The sequence below is a fragment of the Paraburkholderia sp. J69-1 genome (assembly GCF_905220255.1).
Taxonomy (GTDB): domain Bacteria; phylum Pseudomonadota; class Gammaproteobacteria; order Burkholderiales; family Burkholderiaceae; genus Paraburkholderia.
Map to the genome: position 1 here is coordinate 49,327 of NZ_CAJMZG010000001.1, position 16,809 is coordinate 66,135.

General features: G+C 64.7%; 16 protein-coding genes. 4 read left to right on the forward strand and 12 right to left on the reverse strand.

From position 1 onward, the window contains the following. Positions 1–10 precede the first annotated feature (10 nt). Entirely contained in the window at positions 11–1,870 is a 1,860-nt protein-coding gene (locus U5A67_RS00270) for a tetratricopeptide repeat protein (RefSeq protein ID WP_321815885.1), read from the reverse strand. A 153-nt stretch (positions 1,871–2,023) separates the two neighbouring features. Here U5A67_RS00270 and mutM point away from each other — a divergent pair, with 153 nt between their 5' ends. Further along, positions 2,024–2,854: a bifunctional DNA-formamidopyrimidine glycosylase/DNA-(apurinic or apyrimidinic site) lyase gene (mutM, locus tag U5A67_RS00275; RefSeq protein WP_205984048.1), complete on the forward strand. Its 831-nt coding sequence runs from the start codon at positions 2,024–2,026 to the stop codon at positions 2,852–2,854. A 15-nt stretch (positions 2,855–2,869) separates the two neighbouring features. Further along, complete coding sequence (gene mutY, locus U5A67_RS00280; protein WP_321815886.1) at positions 2,870–4,018, forward strand: A/G-specific adenine glycosylase; 1,149 nt, start codon at positions 2,870–2,872, stop codon at positions 4,016–4,018. A gap of 32 nt (positions 4,019–4,050) precedes the next feature. Here mutY and U5A67_RS00285 read toward each other — a convergent pair whose 3' ends face one another. From U5A67_RS00285 to kdsD, 11 genes are all read right to left on the reverse strand, one after another. Then, entirely contained in the window at positions 4,051–4,686 is a 636-nt protein-coding gene (locus tag U5A67_RS00285) for an LON peptidase substrate-binding domain-containing protein (RefSeq protein WP_205984046.1), read from the reverse strand. Between the two features lie 39 nt (positions 4,687–4,725). Beyond that, complete coding sequence (rapZ, locus tag U5A67_RS00290) at positions 4,726–5,619, reverse strand: RNase adapter RapZ (protein ID WP_205984045.1); 894 nt, start codon at positions 5,617–5,619, stop codon at positions 4,726–4,728. 119 nt (positions 5,620–5,738) lie between these two features. Then, positions 5,739–6,707, reverse strand: a complete 969-nt coding sequence (gene hprK, locus U5A67_RS00295) for an HPr(Ser) kinase/phosphatase (protein ID WP_027815678.1) — start codon at positions 6,705–6,707, stop codon at positions 5,739–5,741. 189 nt (positions 6,708–6,896) lie between these two features. After that, a complete protein-coding gene (gene ptsN, locus U5A67_RS00300) occupies positions 6,897–7,352 on the reverse strand; it encodes a PTS IIA-like nitrogen regulatory protein PtsN (RefSeq protein ID WP_027815677.1) in 456 nt (151 codons plus the stop codon). A 446-nt stretch (positions 7,353–7,798) separates the two neighbouring features. Further along, a complete protein-coding gene (gene hpf / locus U5A67_RS00305; protein WP_027815676.1) occupies positions 7,799–8,155 on the reverse strand; it encodes a ribosome hibernation-promoting factor, HPF/YfiA family in 357 nt (118 codons plus the stop codon). 177 nt (positions 8,156–8,332) lie between these two features. Continuing rightward, the gene (locus U5A67_RS00310; protein WP_205984044.1) at positions 8,333–9,847 is read right to left on the reverse strand and encodes an RNA polymerase factor sigma-54; all 1,515 of its coding nucleotides are present in this window, start codon (positions 9,845–9,847) and stop codon (positions 8,333–8,335) included. A gap of 326 nt (positions 9,848–10,173) precedes the next feature. Then, the gene (gene lptB, locus U5A67_RS00315) at positions 10,174–10,941 is read right to left on the reverse strand and encodes an LPS export ABC transporter ATP-binding protein (RefSeq protein ID WP_205984151.1); all 768 of its coding nucleotides are present in this window, start codon (positions 10,939–10,941) and stop codon (positions 10,174–10,176) included. Positions 10,942–10,961: 20 nt separating this feature from the next. Further along, the gene (gene lptA / locus U5A67_RS00320; RefSeq protein WP_321815887.1) at positions 10,962–11,654 is read right to left on the reverse strand and encodes a lipopolysaccharide transport periplasmic protein LptA; all 693 of its coding nucleotides are present in this window, start codon (positions 11,652–11,654) and stop codon (positions 10,962–10,964) included. Positions 11,655–11,686: 32 nt separating this feature from the next. Continuing rightward, positions 11,687–12,286, reverse strand: coding sequence for an LPS export ABC transporter periplasmic protein LptC (gene lptC / locus U5A67_RS00325; protein WP_321815888.1), 600 nt, complete (start codon positions 12,284–12,286; stop codon positions 11,687–11,689). Next, on the reverse strand, positions 12,283–12,858 hold the full coding sequence (locus U5A67_RS00330; protein ID WP_321815889.1) for an HAD family hydrolase: 576 nt from the start codon (positions 12,856–12,858) through the stop codon (positions 12,283–12,285). Before U5A67_RS00330 ends, lptC begins: the two co-directional genes overlap by 4 nt. After that, entirely contained in the window at positions 12,858–13,844 is a 987-nt protein-coding gene (gene kdsD / locus U5A67_RS00335) for an arabinose 5-phosphate isomerase KdsD (protein ID WP_205984040.1), read from the reverse strand. The genes U5A67_RS00330 and kdsD overlap by 1 nt, the downstream gene beginning before the upstream one ends. A gap of 296 nt (positions 13,845–14,140) precedes the next feature. Between kdsD and U5A67_RS00340 the strand changes: the two genes are divergently transcribed. After that, a complete protein-coding gene (locus tag U5A67_RS00340) occupies positions 14,141–16,147 on the forward strand; it encodes a cation:proton antiporter (protein ID WP_321815890.1) in 2,007 nt (668 codons plus the stop codon). A 79-nt stretch (positions 16,148–16,226) separates the two neighbouring features. Continuing rightward, a complete protein-coding gene (locus tag U5A67_RS00345) occupies positions 16,227–16,793 on the forward strand; it encodes an adenine phosphoribosyltransferase (RefSeq protein ID WP_205984038.1) in 567 nt (188 codons plus the stop codon). Positions 16,794–16,809: the final 16 nt, after the last annotated feature.

A 16,809-nucleotide genomic window follows, 5' to 3' on the forward strand; every position in this document is an offset into this window, starting at 1 on the left:
CGGATATCGATCAAAGATCGTTGACCTGGAAGCGCTTGAGCGTCTTCAGGAGCGTGTCGTTGTCGGGCTCGAGCTTGCGCGCTTCGCGCCATGCCTGACGCGCGGCGTCCTGGTCGCCGTTCTTCCAGAGCACTTCGCCCAGATGCGCGCCGATTTCCGCGTTCGGCTGCAGGCTGTAAGCCTTGCGCAGCACCTTGATGGCGTCTGCGGTATCGCCCATGCGGTACTTGACCCAGCCCACGCTGTCCATGATGAACGCGTCGTCCGGGGCAAGCGCCGAAGCCTTCGTGACCAGTTTGTCCGCTTCCGGCAGGCGCTGGTTGCGGTCGGCCAGCGAATAACCGAGCGCGTTGTACGCCTGCGGGTTATCCGGCTGCGTCTTGATCAGCTTGCGCAACTGCGCTTCCATGACTTCGTAATGGCCGTTCTTTTCGGCGGACATCGCGTAGTCGTAGGTCAGGTCGGGATCATCCGGGAAATCGGCGGTGGCCTTGGCCAGACGCGCTTCGGCTTCCGGGTAGCGCTTCGCGTCGAACAGGATGGCGGCGTCCGTGCGGGCGATCAGCGCCTGGTCTCGCGGATCGTCGCTCTGGATGCTGGCCAGTTGACGGCGTGCATCGTCGATCTTGCCCTGACGGTCGAGCATCTGCGCGCGCGTGATCTGCGCGGGCACGTACTGCTGGCTGCTCGGGCCGATCTTGTTGAGCCACGCCTGCGCGCCCGCGTCGTCCTTCTGCTCGACGGAGAGCTGCGCCAGATAGATGTAAGCCTGGCCAGGATCGGCGCCCGGCGTCTTTTCCGCCTGCTGCGCGTACTGAACCAGATACTTCTTCGCGTCGTCGAACTTCTTTTGCTGCACGCTGATGAGCGAAAGCGCCATCAGCGGCATCAGATCCTTCGCGTCGTTCTTGTGCAGAATCTCGAACTGCTTCTGCGCGTCGTCGAGGCGATCCGAGGCCAGATAGGTCTGCGCGAGCGCAAGGCGCCCGTCACGCGACTTCGGATTGGCCTGCACGTATTTTTCGATCGACGCGATGCCTTCCTTGCGCTCTTCCGGGCCCATCTGCGCGAGCATCAGCGCGGCCGGCAGATAGTCGGGCTTGATCGTGAGCGCCTGTTCGAACGACTTGCGCGCGCCGGGCACATCGTCGGCGAGCAGTTGCTGACGGCCGATCGCGAGTTGCGCTTCCGGGCGGTTCATGTCGTTCGCGAGCAGCGACTTGAGCACGTCCAGGCCGCCCGAGCGGTTCGGGCCGCGCGACAGCAGCAGTTGCAGCGACAGGATGGCCGGGCCGCGGCTGTCGGCCGGCACGCGGGCCAGTTCGCGCGCGAGCAGCGGCTGCGCGTCGGCGGGCTTGCCGCCGAGCACGAGCAGCGAGGCGTCGAGCTGGGCCGCGCGCTCCGAATCGGGCGCGTACTGTTGCCAGAGCTGCACGGCGGTGAGCGCGTCGGTCGGGCTTTGCGCGGCGAGCGCAATTTCCGTCGCACGCTGCGCCATGCGCGGATCATGCGTGTCGCGCGCGAGCGCCAGATAGGTCTGGAAGGCCGGCGCCGGTTGATCGCGTTGCAACGCGACTTCGGCGGCGAGCACCTGGAAGACGATCTGGCTGGAGAGCGGGACGCCCGGCAGATCCTTCTGCTCGTCCGCCGTGGCGGGGCCGAAGGCATCCGGCATCGTGACGGAGGTGTCGTCCGCGTCGGGGGACGGACCTTGCGCGTAGGCGCTCGAAGTGGTCAACGCCCACGCTGCGAGCACGGCTGCGCCGATCAGGCGACGGGGTCCGAACGCACGTAGCGCCGAGGTGTTGCGCGGGCGCGGCGCTGCTCCAGGCAGGCGCTTCGCAAACAGCTTTACGAAAGACAGTTCCATGGAATTCCGTCGAATGTTTCGGTCGATTGTAACGCGCTGGCTACAATACGCGCACGACGATGACGCAAGTTGCAGACCAGCCCGGCGCCATCCGCGCATTATTGAAGCTTTAGTGCCAGCTCAATCTCACCAGCCTTTCTCCAGCAGCCAGACATGCCAGAACTGCCAGAAGTCGAAGTCACCCGCAGGGGCATCGAGCCGTGGGTCGCGGGTCGCCGCGTCGAGCGCGTGGACGTGCGCAACGCGTCGCTACGCTGGCCCGTGCCCGCCACGCTTGCCCGCACGCTACGCGGTCGCACGATTCGTTCCGTGGGGCGGCGCGGCAAATATCTGCTGTTCGAAGTCGACGAAGGCTGGTTCATCGTCCATCTTGGCATGACTGGCACGCTGCGGGTGTTACGTAATCTTCCAAAGCCGCCGGCGGCCGAAAAGCACGATCACGTCGACTGGCTATTCGACGATTTCACGCTGCGCTACCGCGACCCGCGCCGCTTCGGCGCCGTGCTCTGGCATCCGCGCGAAGCGGGCGACGTGCTCGGTCATCCGCTGCTCGCGGGTCTGGGCATCGAGCCGTTCACGCCCGCCTTCGACGGCGCGCTGCTGTTTCGCGAGACGCGCGGGCGCAAGGTTGCCGTCAAGCAGGCGCTGCTTGCGGGCGATATCGTGGTGGGCGTGGGCAATATCTACGCGTCGGAGAGTCTGTTTCGCGCCGGCATTCGCCCGACCACGCCGGCGGGCCGCGTCTCGCTCGCGCGCTATGAACTGCTCGCGGACGCCGTGCGCGCCGTGCTCGCATCGGCGATCGAGAAGGGCGGCAGCACGCTGCGCGACTTCGTCGGCAGCAACGGCGAGAGCGGCTATTTCCAGCTCGAATATTTCGTTTATGACCGCGCGGGCCAGCCTTGCCGCGTTTGCGGCACGCCGATCAAGCAGATCGTGCAGGGCCAGCGCTCCACTTATTTCTGTCCGCGCTGCCAGCGCTGACGGGCACGCATCAACATGTATCTTTCGACCGCATCCACCGACACGCTCACGAGCGCCGCGCGCCAGGCCGCGCTGAAGTCCACCTACCCCGTCGCGCTGCTGGCCAGCTTCGCGCCGCGCCTGATCGCCTGGCAGCGCGAGCACGGCCGTCACGACCTGCCGTGGCAGAACACGCGCGACGCGTATCGCATCTGGTTATCGGAAATCATGCTGCAGCAGACGCAGGTTTCCACCGTGATTCCGTATTACGGACGTTTTCTCGATCGTTTCCCGACCGTCGAAGCGCTCGCCAATGCGCCCGTCGACGATGTGATGGCCTTGTGGGCCGGGCTCGGCTACTACACGCGTGCACGCAATCTGTATCGCTGCGCGCAGGTGGTGGCGGAGCAGCACGGCGGCCAGTTCCCGCGCACCGTCGAAGGACTCGCGGAACTCCCGGGCATCGGGCGCTCGACCGCGGCGGCGATTGCCTCGTTCGCTTTCGGCGCGCGCGAGACGATTCTCGACGGTAACGTGAAGCGCGTGCTGGCGCGCGTGTTCGGCGTGGAAGGGTTTCCGGGCGAAAAGCGCGTGGAAAACGGCATGTGGACGCTGGCCGAGTCGCTGGTGCCGGACGCCGCCGCCACCGACGCCGATGTGAGTTCCTACACGCAAGGTCTGATGGATCTGGGCGCAACGCTGTGCACGCGCGGCAAGCCCGATTGCGAGCGCTGCCCGTTCGCGGACGATTGCGTCGCGAAGACGACCAACCGTCAGCGTCAGTTGCCCGCGTCGCGCCCGAAGAAGGCCGTGCCGCTGCGCCAGACGTGGATGCTCGTGCTGATGGACGGCGATTCGGTGATGCTGGAAAAGCGCCCGCCTTCGGGCATCTGGGGCGGTTTGTGGAGTCTGCCCGAAGCGGCCGACGAAGCCGCGCTGGCTGCGCGCGCCGAAGGTTTTGGCGCCGATGTCGCAACGGTTTCGCCGCTCGCGCCGCTCACGCATACGTTCACGCACTTCAAACTCGATATCGAGCCGCGTGTGGCGGAGCTAGGCCGCAAGGGCGGCAAGCTGGTTGCGCAGGAAGCCGAAACGGTCTGGGTTCCGCTGCCCGATATCGACGCCTACGGCGTGCCCGCGCCGGTGCGCAAACTGCTCGACGGTCTGCGCGGTTCGCTGATCTGAGCGATGGGGTTCAGGGCCGCGGCGTCAGAGCGTCAGAGCAACTGATGCTGTTGCATGTAGTGATGAACGACGTCGATGCGCTCGCTGGCGTCGTTCAGTTCCATGAGCTTTTGGCGCGCCCGCAGTGCAATCGGCAACACTTCGGCGAGACGGTTGGAGACCCACGAGGGATCGTCGAAGCGGAACGGCTCCGCAAAAGGCACGCTGGCCGCGTCGCGCTCGCTGATGGTCGCGATGATGCGCTCCAGCACTTCCGCGCATGCGCCAAAACGCGCCAGATGATCGGCGCCTTCCAGCGGGATATCGTCGGGTAGCGGCTCGGCCATGCCGACCAGCAGGCCGTCGGGTTGCGTGCGATGCGAGAGCAAGCGGAAGCGCCGCGTGCCCTGCGCGCGGATCAGCAGCATGCCGAACGCCTCCACATCGCATTGCTCGATTTGCGCGAGACAGCCGATGTTTTCGGGCACGGACTTCTCGTCGGGCAGCGCGACTTCGCCGCCGCTCTTGAGCAGACACACGCCGAACGGCGTTTTCTCGCGCAGACATTCGCGCGCCATGTCCAGATAACGCGCTTCGAAGATTTTCAGCGGCAACAGGCCGCCGGGAAAGAGCACCGTATGCAGCGGAAACAGCGGCAAATCGGCGAGCACGGCAGGAGAGGAGGACATGGCGCAACGCTTCATAAAAGGCCGCGCACGCGCGACCGGTTAGGCGATCAGCCGGGACGATTCTCCGACGTCGAGAGGTGCATCGCGATGACGCACGATCACGTTCGACTCGCCCGCAAAGCGCGCGGCGAGCGTCTGGGCGATAAAGACCGAACGATGCTGGCCGCCGGTGCAGCCGATCGCGACGGTCAGATAGCTACGGTTGTCGGCGCGAAAATGGGGCAGCCACTTGGCCACGAACGCATAGACATCGTCGATCATTTCATGCACGGCCGGCTGCGCCTTGAGGAAGTCGATCACGGGCTGGTCGAGCCCGGTGAGCGGCCGCAGGCGGGCGTCGTAATGCGGATTGGGCAGCGTACGCACGTCGAACACGAGATCCGCGTCGAGCGGCACACCACGCTTGAAGCCGAACGATTCGAAGGTGAGCATCAGCGAGCCGCGCTCGCCTTCGACGAACACCTTGACCCACTGGCGCAGCGAGTTCGAGCTGAGATTGCTGGTATCGACCTGATGGCCGAATTCGGCGAGATTGGCGACCAGTTCGCGCTCGTGCTCGATCGCTTCTTCCAGCGACTTGAGCATGCCCACGTTGGCGTCGTGCGCGGCCGAACCCGAAAGCGGATGGCGGCGGCGCGTTTCCGAGAAGCGCTGGATCAGCGACTGCGTGCTCGCGTTGAGGAACAGCACCCGCACATCGTGCTCGCGCGCGAGGTCGCGGATCATCTCCGGCATGTCTTCGAACGACGAACTCGAGCGCGCGTCGATCGCCACCGCAAGCCGCTCGTAGCGATCTTCGGAGAGATATTGCGCGAGTTGCGGCAGAAAACGCGGGGGGAGATTGTCGACGCAGAAATAGCCGACGTCTTCGAGCGCGTTGAGCGCCACTGACTTGCCGGAGCCCGAAATGCCGGTGATCAGGATGATACGCATGGGAAAGTCGATGAACCCGATTGGGTCATCATAGCATCCGATCCGCGCCCTCGCGATGACAGGAGGGCGCAGCCGGGCTGGCCGCAGCGCGATGCGCGCTGGGTATTTGCTGTGTGGTTTTAGATCAGCTTGCCCGGAAACTGGCTGTCCGGGTCCTGCATCGCCAGACGCTGGCGGTCCATGAAGTCGCGCAATGTGTCGATGCCGCGCAGTTGCAGGATCGTGTTGCGCACAGCCGCTTCGACCAGCACGGCGAGGTTTCGACCCGCCGCCACCTGAATCGTGACCTTGCTGATGGGCAGCCCGAGCACGTCCACGGTCTGGCTTTCCAGCGGCAGGCGCTGGAATTCGCCGTCGGGGCGGCGCACCAGTTGCACGATCAGCTTGAGCTTCATTTTCCGGCGCACGGCCGTTTCACCGAAGATCGTCTTGATGTCGAGCAGGCCCAGACCGCGCACTTCGAGCAGATTCTGCAACAGCGGCGGGCAGCGGCCTTCGACGAAATCGGGGCCGAGGCGCACGAAATCCACTGCGTCGTCGGCGACCAGACCGTGGCCGCGGCTGATGAGTTCGAGCCCCAGCTCGCTCTTGCCCAGACCCGAATCGCCGGTGAGCAGCACGCCCATGCCGAGGATGTCGAGAAACACGCCGTGCAGCGTCGCGCGCGGCGCGAGAATGCGCGACATGTACAGACGCAGACTGTCGATGACGGTAGCCGCCGACATCGGCGTGGTGAACAGCGGCGTGGACGAGCGCGTGCAGCGCAGGACCAGTTCGGGCGGCGCGGTCATGCCGTCGGCGACCACGAGGAAGGGCGGTTCCAGCGCGATCAGCTCGGCCATGTGGCGCGAGCGGTCTTCGTCGGTCTGACGCTGGTAGTAATGCACTTCGGCGTCGCCGAGCACCTGGATACGGTTCGGGTGAATCAGATTCAGGTGGCCGACGAGGTCGGCGCTGGCCGTGGCCGTGGCAACGGTTTCGGCCGAAAAGCCGCGTTCCCAGCCTTCGTGCCCCGTCAACCAGCTGAGCTTCAGCGTGGTGGCGTTGTCGTCGAAGATGCTTTGGGCGTTGATGCTGGACGTGTCCATGAGTCGGTGACTCCGCAGTGACTCGCTTGACTACTTCTTCAGTACTTCCACCGTTTTAACGGATACCTGCCTTGCCCGGTTGTCCCGTGTTTTCACGGATGGGCGGCGCACCGCTGCAATGCATGCGCGCAGCGGCGCCTGCGAGGCACGTGGCCGGCAAGCGCTGCGCCCGCGCGAACGCGCACTACATCAAGGTTGCCACTGGGTGAGCAGGCGATGCAATGTCTCGCGATCTTCTTCCGTGTGCAGGCGCTCGCGCGTTTCGCGATCCGACAGCAATTGGGCGATCTCGGACAGAATTTCAAGATGCTGCTGCGTCGCCTGTTCGGGCACGAGCAGGAAGATGAGGAGCGAGACGGGCTGGCCGTCCGGCGCTTCGAAAGCGATCGGTTCGGCGAGTCGCACGAAGGCGGCGAGCGGCTGCTTCAGGCCCTTGATGCGGCCGTGCGGGATCGCCACGCCTTCACCGAGACCGGTGGAGCCGAGGCGCTCGCGCGCGAACAGATTGTCGGTGACCGTGCTGCGGGCAATGCCGTTCTGGTTTTCGAAGATCAGGCCAGCTTGTTCGAATACGCGCTTTTTGCTGGTAACGGACAGGCCGACGACGACGTTCTCGATGGGAAGTATTTTGGCTAAACGATTCATGTTGGCAGGCGAAAACGTGGCCTGAAATGCTCCTCACCCCGGCAAACGACACGACGGATACGCGAGGCAATCATGCCTTTGCGCACCGGGCAATGCGTGCGCGGCCGGCGCCTCGATGGCACTACCTGCGCGGAGCCGGGACCGTGGGGACGTGATACCCCGAAAAACGACCAGTCCATTATAGATCAAGCGTACTGGCCGATGGTGCGATGCACCGTGCATCGGCGCAACCATTGTTGCACGGTTGCACCCGGCAACACCGTTCGATGCCGAACGCGCGCCGCGTGCCTGCCGTTGCTTTCCTGCATGCTTCCATTAAAAAAGCCGCCCGGTGGGGCGGCTGCGCGGGCGCATTGAATGGGCGCTCGAACCAGTTTTTAACGGGGCTGCATCGGAACTCAACCGGCTTGCCCCGCGAACGCCACTGCACCTACATCTTCATCGCATCATTGCGGCGGTAGTTCGATCTGTACCTGCGGCTGATGCTTGAGCGCTTCGTGCTGATGTCCCTGCACGCGGTCCTTGTGACGCACGACCTGGCGATCGAGTTTATCGACCACGAGATCGATGGCGGCATACATGTCGCCATTGCAGCTCTCGACGAAGATGTCCTTGCCTTTCAGATGAAGGTTCACTTCAACCTTCTGTCTCTTGTCCTTTTCCTTGTGGTTGTCGACCGAGAGGACCACATTGCCATCGATGACCTGATCGAAATGCCTTAGCACCCTGTCCAGTTTGGTGATCACGTATTCGCGCAACGCTGGCGTTACTTCGAGATGGTGTCCACTGATCTTCAGATTCATAGTGCTTCTCCAGGCTGATGGCCGCGTGACGCGTGAAGCGCGGCTGTGCCGGTCGACTGACTTGCCGATGCGTGCGGCTCCCCGAAAGGCCTGCTACGAACGACTAGCGCGGCCGGCCATTTCCGCCAACTGGCGTTGCGGCCGGAAAACGCCTGCTCCGTAAAGGCCGGAACAGGCTCAAAGAGACTTGCGCAAATTGACCGCTGGAATCTTCAGTGCTTCGCGATACTTTGCGACGGTGCGTCGCGCCACCACGAAACCCTGTTCAGCCAGCAGTTCGGCGATGCGGCTGTCCGAAAGAGGGGATTTGGTGTTCTCGGCTCCTATGAGTTGCTTGATGAGCGCGCGGATCGCGGTAGACGATGCTGCGCCTCCCGTGTCCGTCGATACATGCGATCCGAAGAAGTACTTAAATTCAAGTGTCCCGAACGGAGTCAGCATGTATTTACCGGTTGTCACACGCGAGACAGTTGATTCGTGTAGGCCCAGCGTATCAGCAATTTCCCGCAAAACCAAGGGGCGCATGGCGATCTCGCCGTGCACGAAGAAGTTCTTCTGACGCTCGACGATAGCCTGCGCCACGCGCAGGATGGTTTCGAAGCGCTGCTGGATATTTTTGATGAGCCAGCGCGCTTCCTGCAGTTGCTGACGCAGCGAGCCGCTGCCCGGATCGCCACGGTTGTTGCGCAGGATATTCGCGTACAGATGGTTGATGCGCAGCTTCGGCACCACTTCCGGATTCAGTTCTGCGAACCAGTTCTGTCCCGTCTTCTTGACGATGATGTCCGGCACCACGTAGTCGGCTTCGGCCTTGCCGTACGACGCGCCCGGGAACGGTTCGAGCGAACGGATCAAGGTGTGCGCGTCGCGCAGTTCGTCGTCGCCGGTCTTCAGTTGCTTGCGCAAGCGCGTGAAATCGCGCGCCGCGAGCAGTTCCAGATGGTTCGACACGATTTCGAGCGCCAGCGTGCGCGTAGGCGACGAATTGACGCGCAGCAGTTGCAGCTTCAGGCATTCGGAGGCCGAACGTGCGCCCACGCCTGCCGGGTCGAAGCTGTGCAGCAGGGCGAGCGCGGCGTTCAGTTCGTCGGCGTCGACTTCGAGTTCTTCCGGGATATCGGCAAGAATTTCGTCGAAGGTCGACGAGAGATAGCCGTCTTCGTCGAGCGATTCGATCAGGAACGTAATAAGCGCCCGATCGCGCAGGCTCGCATTCGTTTCACGCAGCTGCGCCATCAGGTGATCGCGCAGCGTGGTGGTGGATTCGTGGATCTGCAGCGGCGGCAGGTCGTCGTCGTCCGAGGCGCTGCCGGAGCGGCCGTAGTCGTCGAGGTTCCATTGGCTGGAGTCGCCGTTCGAGTCGCCGCCGAGACCGTTGTAGTCGTCTACGCCGCGCGGTTCGCCGTCGCTGTTGTCGCTATCGCTGCCCGACGAGCTCGAGCCGTTGCTCGCGCCCTGCATCGATTCCGCGCCGGAGGACTGCGGCGGCTGCGCGATGAGCGAGCCGTCAGCGGCGACGCGCAAGGGGCTCGCGATCCAGTCGTCGTTCTCGAGCAGCGGATTTTGCGAGATCGCCGTGGCGACCTCCTGCTGCAGTTCAAGCGTCGACAGCTGCAGCAGCCGGATCGACTGTTGCAGTTGTGGCGTGAGCGCAAGATGCTGCGAGAGGCGGAGTTGGAGGCTGGCTTTCATGGCAATGTGCGATTCATTGTAAAGAGTTTGCCACGCTCGCGATACCACGCGACATTCGCGAAAACGCGCGTGCCCCGCCATGGTGCCGTTACGGCTGCAGGGGCGAATCTGGTGCGCAAACAGTGATGCCGGATGCGGGTTCGATGCGATGCAACAGCGGCGCGCAGCCACATGGCGCGCACACACGATAGCGCATCGCTCGCCCGCAGCGAGTGAACGCGGCGGCGGGCAAATACAACGGAAAACTCAGGGGAAGCGTGGGGCGCGAGGGTGCCCCGGGGACGGCAAGGCCGAGTCCGGGCGCGTGCGGCGCCCGGATGGCCGTATTACATGCGGAAGTGTTCGCCGAGATACACGCGGCGCACGCTTTCGTTTTCGATGATCTCGCCAGGCGCGCCGGCCGCGAGCACGGTGCCGTCGCTGATGATGTAGGCGTGATCGCAGATACCGAGCGTTTCACGGACGTTGTGGTCCGTAATCAGCACGCCGATGTTGCGCTGCTTCAGGAACTTGACGATCTTCTGGATTTCCAGCACGGCGATCGGGTCCACGCCGGCGAACGGTTCGTCCAGCAGGATGAAGCTCGGGTCGGTGGCCAGTGCGCGGGCGATTTCCACGCGACGGCGCTCGCCGCCCGACAGCGACAGCGCCGGATTCTCGCGCAGATGCGCGATCTGCAGTTCGTCAAGCAGCGCTTCGGCGCGTGCCGTGATGACGTCCTTCGCCAGGCGCTTGCCGTGTTCGTCCTTTTGCAGTTCGAGCACCGCGCGGATGTTCTCTTCCACGGTCAGCTTGCGGAACACCGATGCTTCCTGCGGCAGATACGACAGGCCCAGCGCAGCGCGCTTGTGGATCGGCAGCAGGCTGATGGACTGGCCGTCGAGATCGATTTCGCCCGCGTCGAGTGGCACGAGCCCCACGATCATGTAGAACGAGGTGGTCTTGCCCGCGCCGTTGGGACCGAGCAGCCCGACCACTTCGCCGCTTTTCACGTCGAGCGAAACGTCCTTGACCACGGTGCGCGAGCCGTAACGCTTCTTGAGGTTGCGCACGACGAGCGAACTCGTCTTGCCCGCGGACGGGCGCTGATGGATGGGGGAGGCGGTGGCGATGTTCACTGTTGCGGCGCTTCCTGAAGCTTCGTGGAGGGCGCGAGCGTGGTCGAAGCGCCCGTGAGCGGCTGCGCGCCGCCGTTACGCGGCGACAGCATGGCGCGCACACGGCCCTTCGGATTGCCCGGGCCCGCGACGTCCGAACCCGACTTCGCGGTGTAGAAGTCGTTCTGGCCATCATAGGTGACGACGCTGCCGTGGACCTGGTCCATCACCGTCGACAAACCTTGCAAGCGGCGTACCGTTGCGCGTGTCGTCAGCGTGGTGAGGTCCTGCTTGCCGTCGTAGTCGATGCGTTCTGCCGTGCCGTCGACGTATTCGTCGATGCCTTCGCGCTTCTGGCGGAAGTAGGCGAGGTTGGCGTCGGGCGTGCCCGGCGCAACCGTACCGGTGGCGTACTGGTAACCCTGCGGGTCCTGGGTGACGACAAGCTTGTCGGCCTTGATCAGGATCGTGCCCTTGGTGGCGACCACGTGACCGGTGAAGATGGTCTGCTGCTTGAGGTCGTCATAGGTCATGTTGTCCGCTTCGATATTGAGCGGTTTGTCCTTGTCGGCGCGTTCGGCGTGCGCGGCGGGCGCGAAGCCCGCGAGCGGCAGCGCCAGGACGAGCGCGCCCAGCGTCGCAAACGCGGCGCGGCGCCAGCGCCCGGCGCTCGACAGACCGGACAAGGGACGGGAAAGCGATTCGTTCATGCAATCATGCCTTGCGTGGACGGCCCGGGGGATCAGGACGAGCCGCCGGAATCAGCCGGGGCGATCGCGCCACGGACGTTGCCGTAGAGCTGGATGACCCGGGTGACGTTGTTGTAGTTCATGCCGTTGGTGGCCGTCATGACCGACAGGCCGCGACGAAGTTTAACCGGCTTTTCGGTCAGGATCACATCGTCGTTCACCAGCACGCGGAAATGCTCGGAATCAGCCTGCATTTCGGGGTCGCCGTAACCGGCCGCGCGCAAGATCCGTGCATCGTCGTACAGATTGACGATCGAGGCGTCCGAATTCACCGTGCCGCGCTTGCCGGTGGCCGTGACGGTCGGCTTGCCGGGCTGGAACGCGCGCACCGCGGGCATCGTGAGGTCGCTGTCTTGATCGTCCTCGTAATGCACCATATGGGTGGCGGTCAGGCGGTACTGCGTGGCGCCCGACTGGTCGAGCTCCGAAACCGAGAAGTTATCGGCGAAATAGTCCGGCGAATGCGTGAGCGGACGCGGCGCAGCCTCGTTCTCGTGCGGCTTGACGGCCTGAAACAGCCACCAGGTAAAGCCAGCGAGAAATGCCACGCAGACGATCGGAATCAGCGAGGTGAGGCGGAACTTCTGGTTCATCGGGGCGCCCCGGCGTGTCCGGCATCCGGGCTCTCGGGTGCACAGGCCTGCGCGAGCATCGCGTCGTAGTGGCCCTGGGCGCGCAGGATCATGTCGGCGACTTCGCGCACGGCGCCGTGGCCGCCGGTGCGGTCGGTGACCCAATGGGCGCGCGCCAGCACTTCGGTGTGCGCGTTGGCCGGCGCGGCGCCGAAGCCGCACTGGAGCATCACGGCCAGATCGGGCCAGTCGTCGCCCATGTAGCCGCATTGCTCGGGCGTCACGCCGGTTTCGGCGAGCAACTGCTTGAACGCGACGCGCTTGTCGTCCACGCCCTGATACAGATGCGTGATGCGCAGCTCCTTCGCGCGCACGGCGACGATCTCGGACTTGCGCCCGGTGATGATGGCCGTGTCGATGCCCGCTTCGCGCAGCAGCTTCGCGCCGTGGCCGTCGAGCGAGTTGAAGTCCTTCATGGTGTCGCCTGCTCCGGTGAACAGCAGGCCGCCGTCGGTGAGCACGCCATCGACGTCGAAAATCATCAGTCGAACGCGCGCGGCGCGCGCATTCGCATCAAGGCCGGAAGCCGCCATCAGATCACCTTCTTGGAGAACAGGTCGTGCATGTTGAGTGCGCCGATGAGTGCGCCCTCGGCGTCCACCACCAGCATCTGATTGATGCGATGGCGCTCCATCAGTTCCACGGCTTCGACAGCAAGCTGGTCCGGGCCGATGGTACGCGGGCCCTTCGTCATGACGTCGGCGATCGGCAGATCGCGGAAATCGCCCGTGCGTTCGAGCACGCGGCGCAGGTCACCGTCGGTGAAGATGCCGGCCACGTGGCCCGCGGCGTTGACGATCGCCGTCATGCCCATGCGCTTGGCGGTGAGCTGGAAGAGGGCGTCGCGCACGCTGGCGGTGTCGCTGACCTGCGGCACGGCGTCGCCGGTGCGCATCACGTCGCGCACATAGGTGAGCAGACGGCGGCCGAGCGCGCCGCCCGGATGCGAGCGCGCGAAGTCGTCCGCGCCGAAGCCGCGTGCGTCGAGCACCGCAACCGCGAGCGCGTCCGACAGCGCGAGCGCCGCCGTGGTGCTGGCGGTCGGCGCGAGATTCAGCGGGCAGGCTTCTTTTTCGACGCCGGCGTCCAGGTGGACGTCGCACAGCTTGCCGAGCGTCGATTGCGGACGATTGCCTGTCATGCCGATCATCTTCGCGCCGATGCGCTTGACGAGCGGCAGGATCGCCACGAGTTCTTCGGATTCGCCGGAATTGGACAGGCCGATAAAGACGTCTTCGGCGGTCACCATGCCCAGGTCGCCGTGGCTGGCTTCGGCGGGATGCACGAAGAAGGCAGGCGTGCCCGTGGAAGCCAGGGTTGCCGCGAGCTTGCGGGCAATGTGGCCCGATTTGCCGATGCCGGAAACGACGACGCGTCCGCGGCAACTGAGGATGAGGTCGACCGCGCTGACGAAGTTGTCGTCGAGCCGGTCGCGAAGCCCGCGCACGGCGTCAGCTTCGATGTCGAGCACGTCGCGAGCGAGCTTCAGCGCCCGGTCGCCATTGATTTTCGCTATCATCCGGGAAGTATAGCAAAGGCGTCTGCGCGCCGCGCCTGCGCACCCCGCGCGCGTGGCCCGTGTCCGGACAGCGATCGATGCGCGTGCGGCGCACCGTGTCTGGCGCTCCGTGGCCCGTCCACTGGCGCTTGCCGCCCGCCTGGCTTTCTTCGACAGTCCCTCGCAGCACTTCCCAATTCGCATCGTTTGCGCCGATCATGGACCCGACCGGCGCGGGCAAATTTTATTACCGCCGGCTACACGCTTTCTGACAAGCAGTTTCGGCAACGCCTAAGAGAACGAGGACGCTTCACACGATGATCTCCCCGCTGGAAATGACGTTGTTCCTGCTGCTCGCTTCGGTGGTCGGCGTCGTGCTGTTCCGTTACCTGAACCTGCCGCCGATGCTGGGCTATCTCACGGTCGGCATTCTGGTCGGGCCGCGCTCGCTCGGCATCGTGCCGGACACGCACGGCGCGCAGAATCTGGCCGAGTTCGGCGTGGTGTTTCTGATGTTCTCGATCGGGCTGGAGTTTTCGCTCGCCAAGCTGCGCGCGATGCGGCGCGCCGTGTTCGGGCTCGGGCTTTCGCAGGTCGTGGGGACGATCGCGGTGGCGCTGCTGGTGGGCCTCGCGCTCTCGCCGTGGGTGCATATCACCTGGCAGGCGTGCGTGGCGCTGGGCGGCGCGCTGGCGATGTCGTCGACGGCCATCGTCAGCAAGATGCTGGCGGAGCGGCTGGAGATCGAATCGGAACATGGCCGCAATATTCTGGGCGTGCTGCTGTTCCAGGATCTGGCGGTGGTGCCGCTGCTGATCGTGATCGCGGCGTTCGGCGGATCGTCGAAGTCGCTGATCGAATCGCTCGGCATGGCGGCGATCAAGATCGTGCTTGCGTTGGGGATTCTGCTGTTCGTCGGCCAGAAGTTCATGACGCGCTGGTTCAACGTGGTCGCGCGCCGCCGCTCGCAGGAGCTGTTCGTCCTGAACGTGCTGCTGGTCACGCTGGGCGCAGCGTTCATCACCGATAAATTCGGCCTGTCGCTGGCGCTGGGGGCGTTCATCGCGGGCATGTTGATCGCCGAGACGCCCTACAAGCATCAGGTGGAAGAGGACATCAAGCCGTTTCGCGACGTGCTGCTCGGTCTGTTCTTCGTGACCACGGGCATGCTGCTCAATCCGCATGTGATCTGGCAGCACCCGTTCATGGTGGCGGCGTTTCTGGTCGCGCCGATCGTGCTCAAGGCCGTGCTCATTACGGCGCTCACGCGTCTCTTTGGCGCCTCGCCTGGCGTGGCCATGCGCACGGGCCTCGGTCTCGCGCAGGCCGGCGAATTCGGCTTCGTGCTGCTGAACCTCATTCTGGACAAGCACCTCGTCGATCCCACGCTGCTGCAGGCGATTCTCGCGGCGATGCTGTTGTCGATGCTGGCCGCGCCGTTCCTGATCCAGAACGCCGATCGCATCGTGCTGCGCCTGTCCTCGACCGAATGGATGCAGCAGTCGCTGATGATGACGCGCATCGCCACGCAAAGCCTCAAGCAGAGCGGTCACGTGATCGTCTGCGGTTATGGCCGCGCGGGGCAGAACCTGGCGCGCATGCTCGAATACGAAGGGCTCTCGTATGTGGCGCTCGACCTCGACCCGGATCGCGTGGCGGCAGCGGCGGCGGCGGGCGAATCGGTGGTGTTCGGCGACGCGGCGCGGCGCGAGTCGCTGGTCGCGGCGGGCATCCATCGTGCGGCGGCCGTGGCGATCACCTATGCGAATACGCAGTCGGCGTTTCGCGTGCTGCACCACGTCCACGAACTGGAGCCGACGCTGCCGGTGATCGTGCGTACCGTCGACGATGCCGATCTCGAACGTCTGCTGGCGGCCGGCGCGACCGAGGTGATCCCGGAAATCGTCGAAGGCAGTCTGATGCTGGCCTCGCACATGCTGGTGCTGATGGGCGTGCCGATGCGCCGCGTGGTGCGGCGCGTGGAAGAACTGCGCGACGAGCGCTACAGCCTGCTGCGCGGCTATTTCCACGGCACCGACGATGCCGGCGAGGACGGTCACGAGCAGGTGCGGCTACAATCCGTACCGGTCGATCCGCGCGCCGACGCCGTGGGCCGAACGCTGGCCGATCTGGGCCTCGTCGATCTCGGCGTGGAAGTGACGGCGATCCGCCGCCACGGCATTCGCGGCGTGGAGCCGGATCCGTCGACGAAGCTGCGCGAAGCCGACATCGTCGTGCTGCGCGGCCTGCCCGAACAGCTCGCGCTGGCCGAGGAGCGCCTTTCCCGGCACCGCAAGTCGGGCACGGGCGCAGCGGCGGCGTAAGGCGCGAACGGGGTCCAGCCCCGTTTATCGGCTCCTCTCTTTATTCCTGCTTCAACTCTTGCTACTACCCGGAGAAATCATGTCCAACGCACCTGCGAACGCGAGCGCCGATTCTGCGCAGTTCGTAAACAGCCTGATCCGCACGGTGCCCGACTGGCCTCAGCCGGGAGTGCAGTTCCGCGACATCACGCCGCTGATCGGCGACCCGAAGGGCCTGCGCGTGCTGATCGACCTGTTCGTCGAGCGTTACGTGGACATGAAGCTCGACTGCATCGCGGGTCTGGACGCGCGCGGCTTCATCATCGGGCCGATCGTGGCGTACGAACTGAACGTGGGCTTCGTGCCGATCCGCAAGATCGGCAAGCTGCCGTACAAGACGGTGTCGGAGACCTACAAGCTCGAATACGGCGAATCGACGGTCGAGATTCACGAGGATGCGGTGGGCCAGGGCGACCGCGTGGTGATCGTCGACGATCTGATCGCCACGGGCGGCACCATGCTCGCGGGCAAGCGCCTGCTGGAGCGTCTGGGCGCAAGCGTGGTGGAGGGCGCAGCGATCATCGACCTGCCGGAACTGGGCGGCTCGAAGCTGCTCACCGAAGCGGGCCTGCCGCTCTTCACCATCACCTCGTTCAGCGGACATTGATTCCACGGAGGCCTTG

Bases quoted from the DNA above. Each gene is read 5' to 3' on its own strand.
- U5A67_RS00270 (WP_321815885.1), bottom strand. From the start codon at position 1,870: ATGGAACTGTCTTTCGTAAAGCTGTTTGCGAAGCGCCTGCCTGGAGCA.
- mutM (WP_205984048.1), top strand. From the start codon at position 2,024: ATGCCAGAACTGCCAGAAGTCGAAGTCACCCGCAGGGGCATCGAGCCG.
- mutY (WP_321815886.1), top strand. From the start codon at position 2,870: ATGTATCTTTCGACCGCATCCACCGACACGCTCACGAGCGCCGCGCGC.
- U5A67_RS00285 (WP_205984046.1), bottom strand. From the start codon at position 4,686: ATGTCCTCCTCTCCTGCCGTGCTCGCCGATTTGCCGCTGTTTCCGCTG.
- rapZ (WP_205984045.1), bottom strand. From the start codon at position 5,619: ATGCGTATCATCCTGATCACCGGCATTTCGGGCTCCGGCAAGTCAGTG.
- hprK (WP_027815678.1), bottom strand. From the start codon at position 6,707: ATGGACACGTCCAGCATCAACGCCCAAAGCATCTTCGACGACAACGCC.
- ptsN (WP_027815677.1), bottom strand. From the start codon at position 7,352: ATGAATCGTTTAGCCAAAATACTTCCCATCGAGAACGTCGTCGTCGGC.
- hpf (WP_027815676.1), bottom strand. From the start codon at position 8,155: ATGAATCTGAAGATCAGTGGACACCATCTCGAAGTAACGCCAGCGTTG.
- U5A67_RS00310 (WP_205984044.1), bottom strand. From the start codon at position 9,847: ATGAAAGCCAGCCTCCAACTCCGCCTCTCGCAGCATCTTGCGCTCACG.
- lptA (WP_321815887.1), bottom strand. From the start codon at position 11,654: ATGAACGAATCGCTTTCCCGTCCCTTGTCCGGTCTGTCGAGCGCCGGG.
- lptC (WP_321815888.1), bottom strand. From the start codon at position 12,286: ATGAACCAGAAGTTCCGCCTCACCTCGCTGATTCCGATCGTCTGCGTG.
- U5A67_RS00330 (WP_321815889.1), bottom strand. From the start codon at position 12,858: ATGGCGGCTTCCGGCCTTGATGCGAATGCGCGCGCCGCGCGCGTTCGA.
- kdsD (WP_205984040.1), bottom strand. From the start codon at position 13,844: ATGATAGCGAAAATCAATGGCGACCGGGCGCTGAAGCTCGCTCGCGAC.
- U5A67_RS00340 (WP_321815890.1), top strand. From the start codon at position 14,141: ATGATCTCCCCGCTGGAAATGACGTTGTTCCTGCTGCTCGCTTCGGTG.
- U5A67_RS00345 (WP_205984038.1), top strand. From the start codon at position 16,227: ATGTCCAACGCACCTGCGAACGCGAGCGCCGATTCTGCGCAGTTCGTA.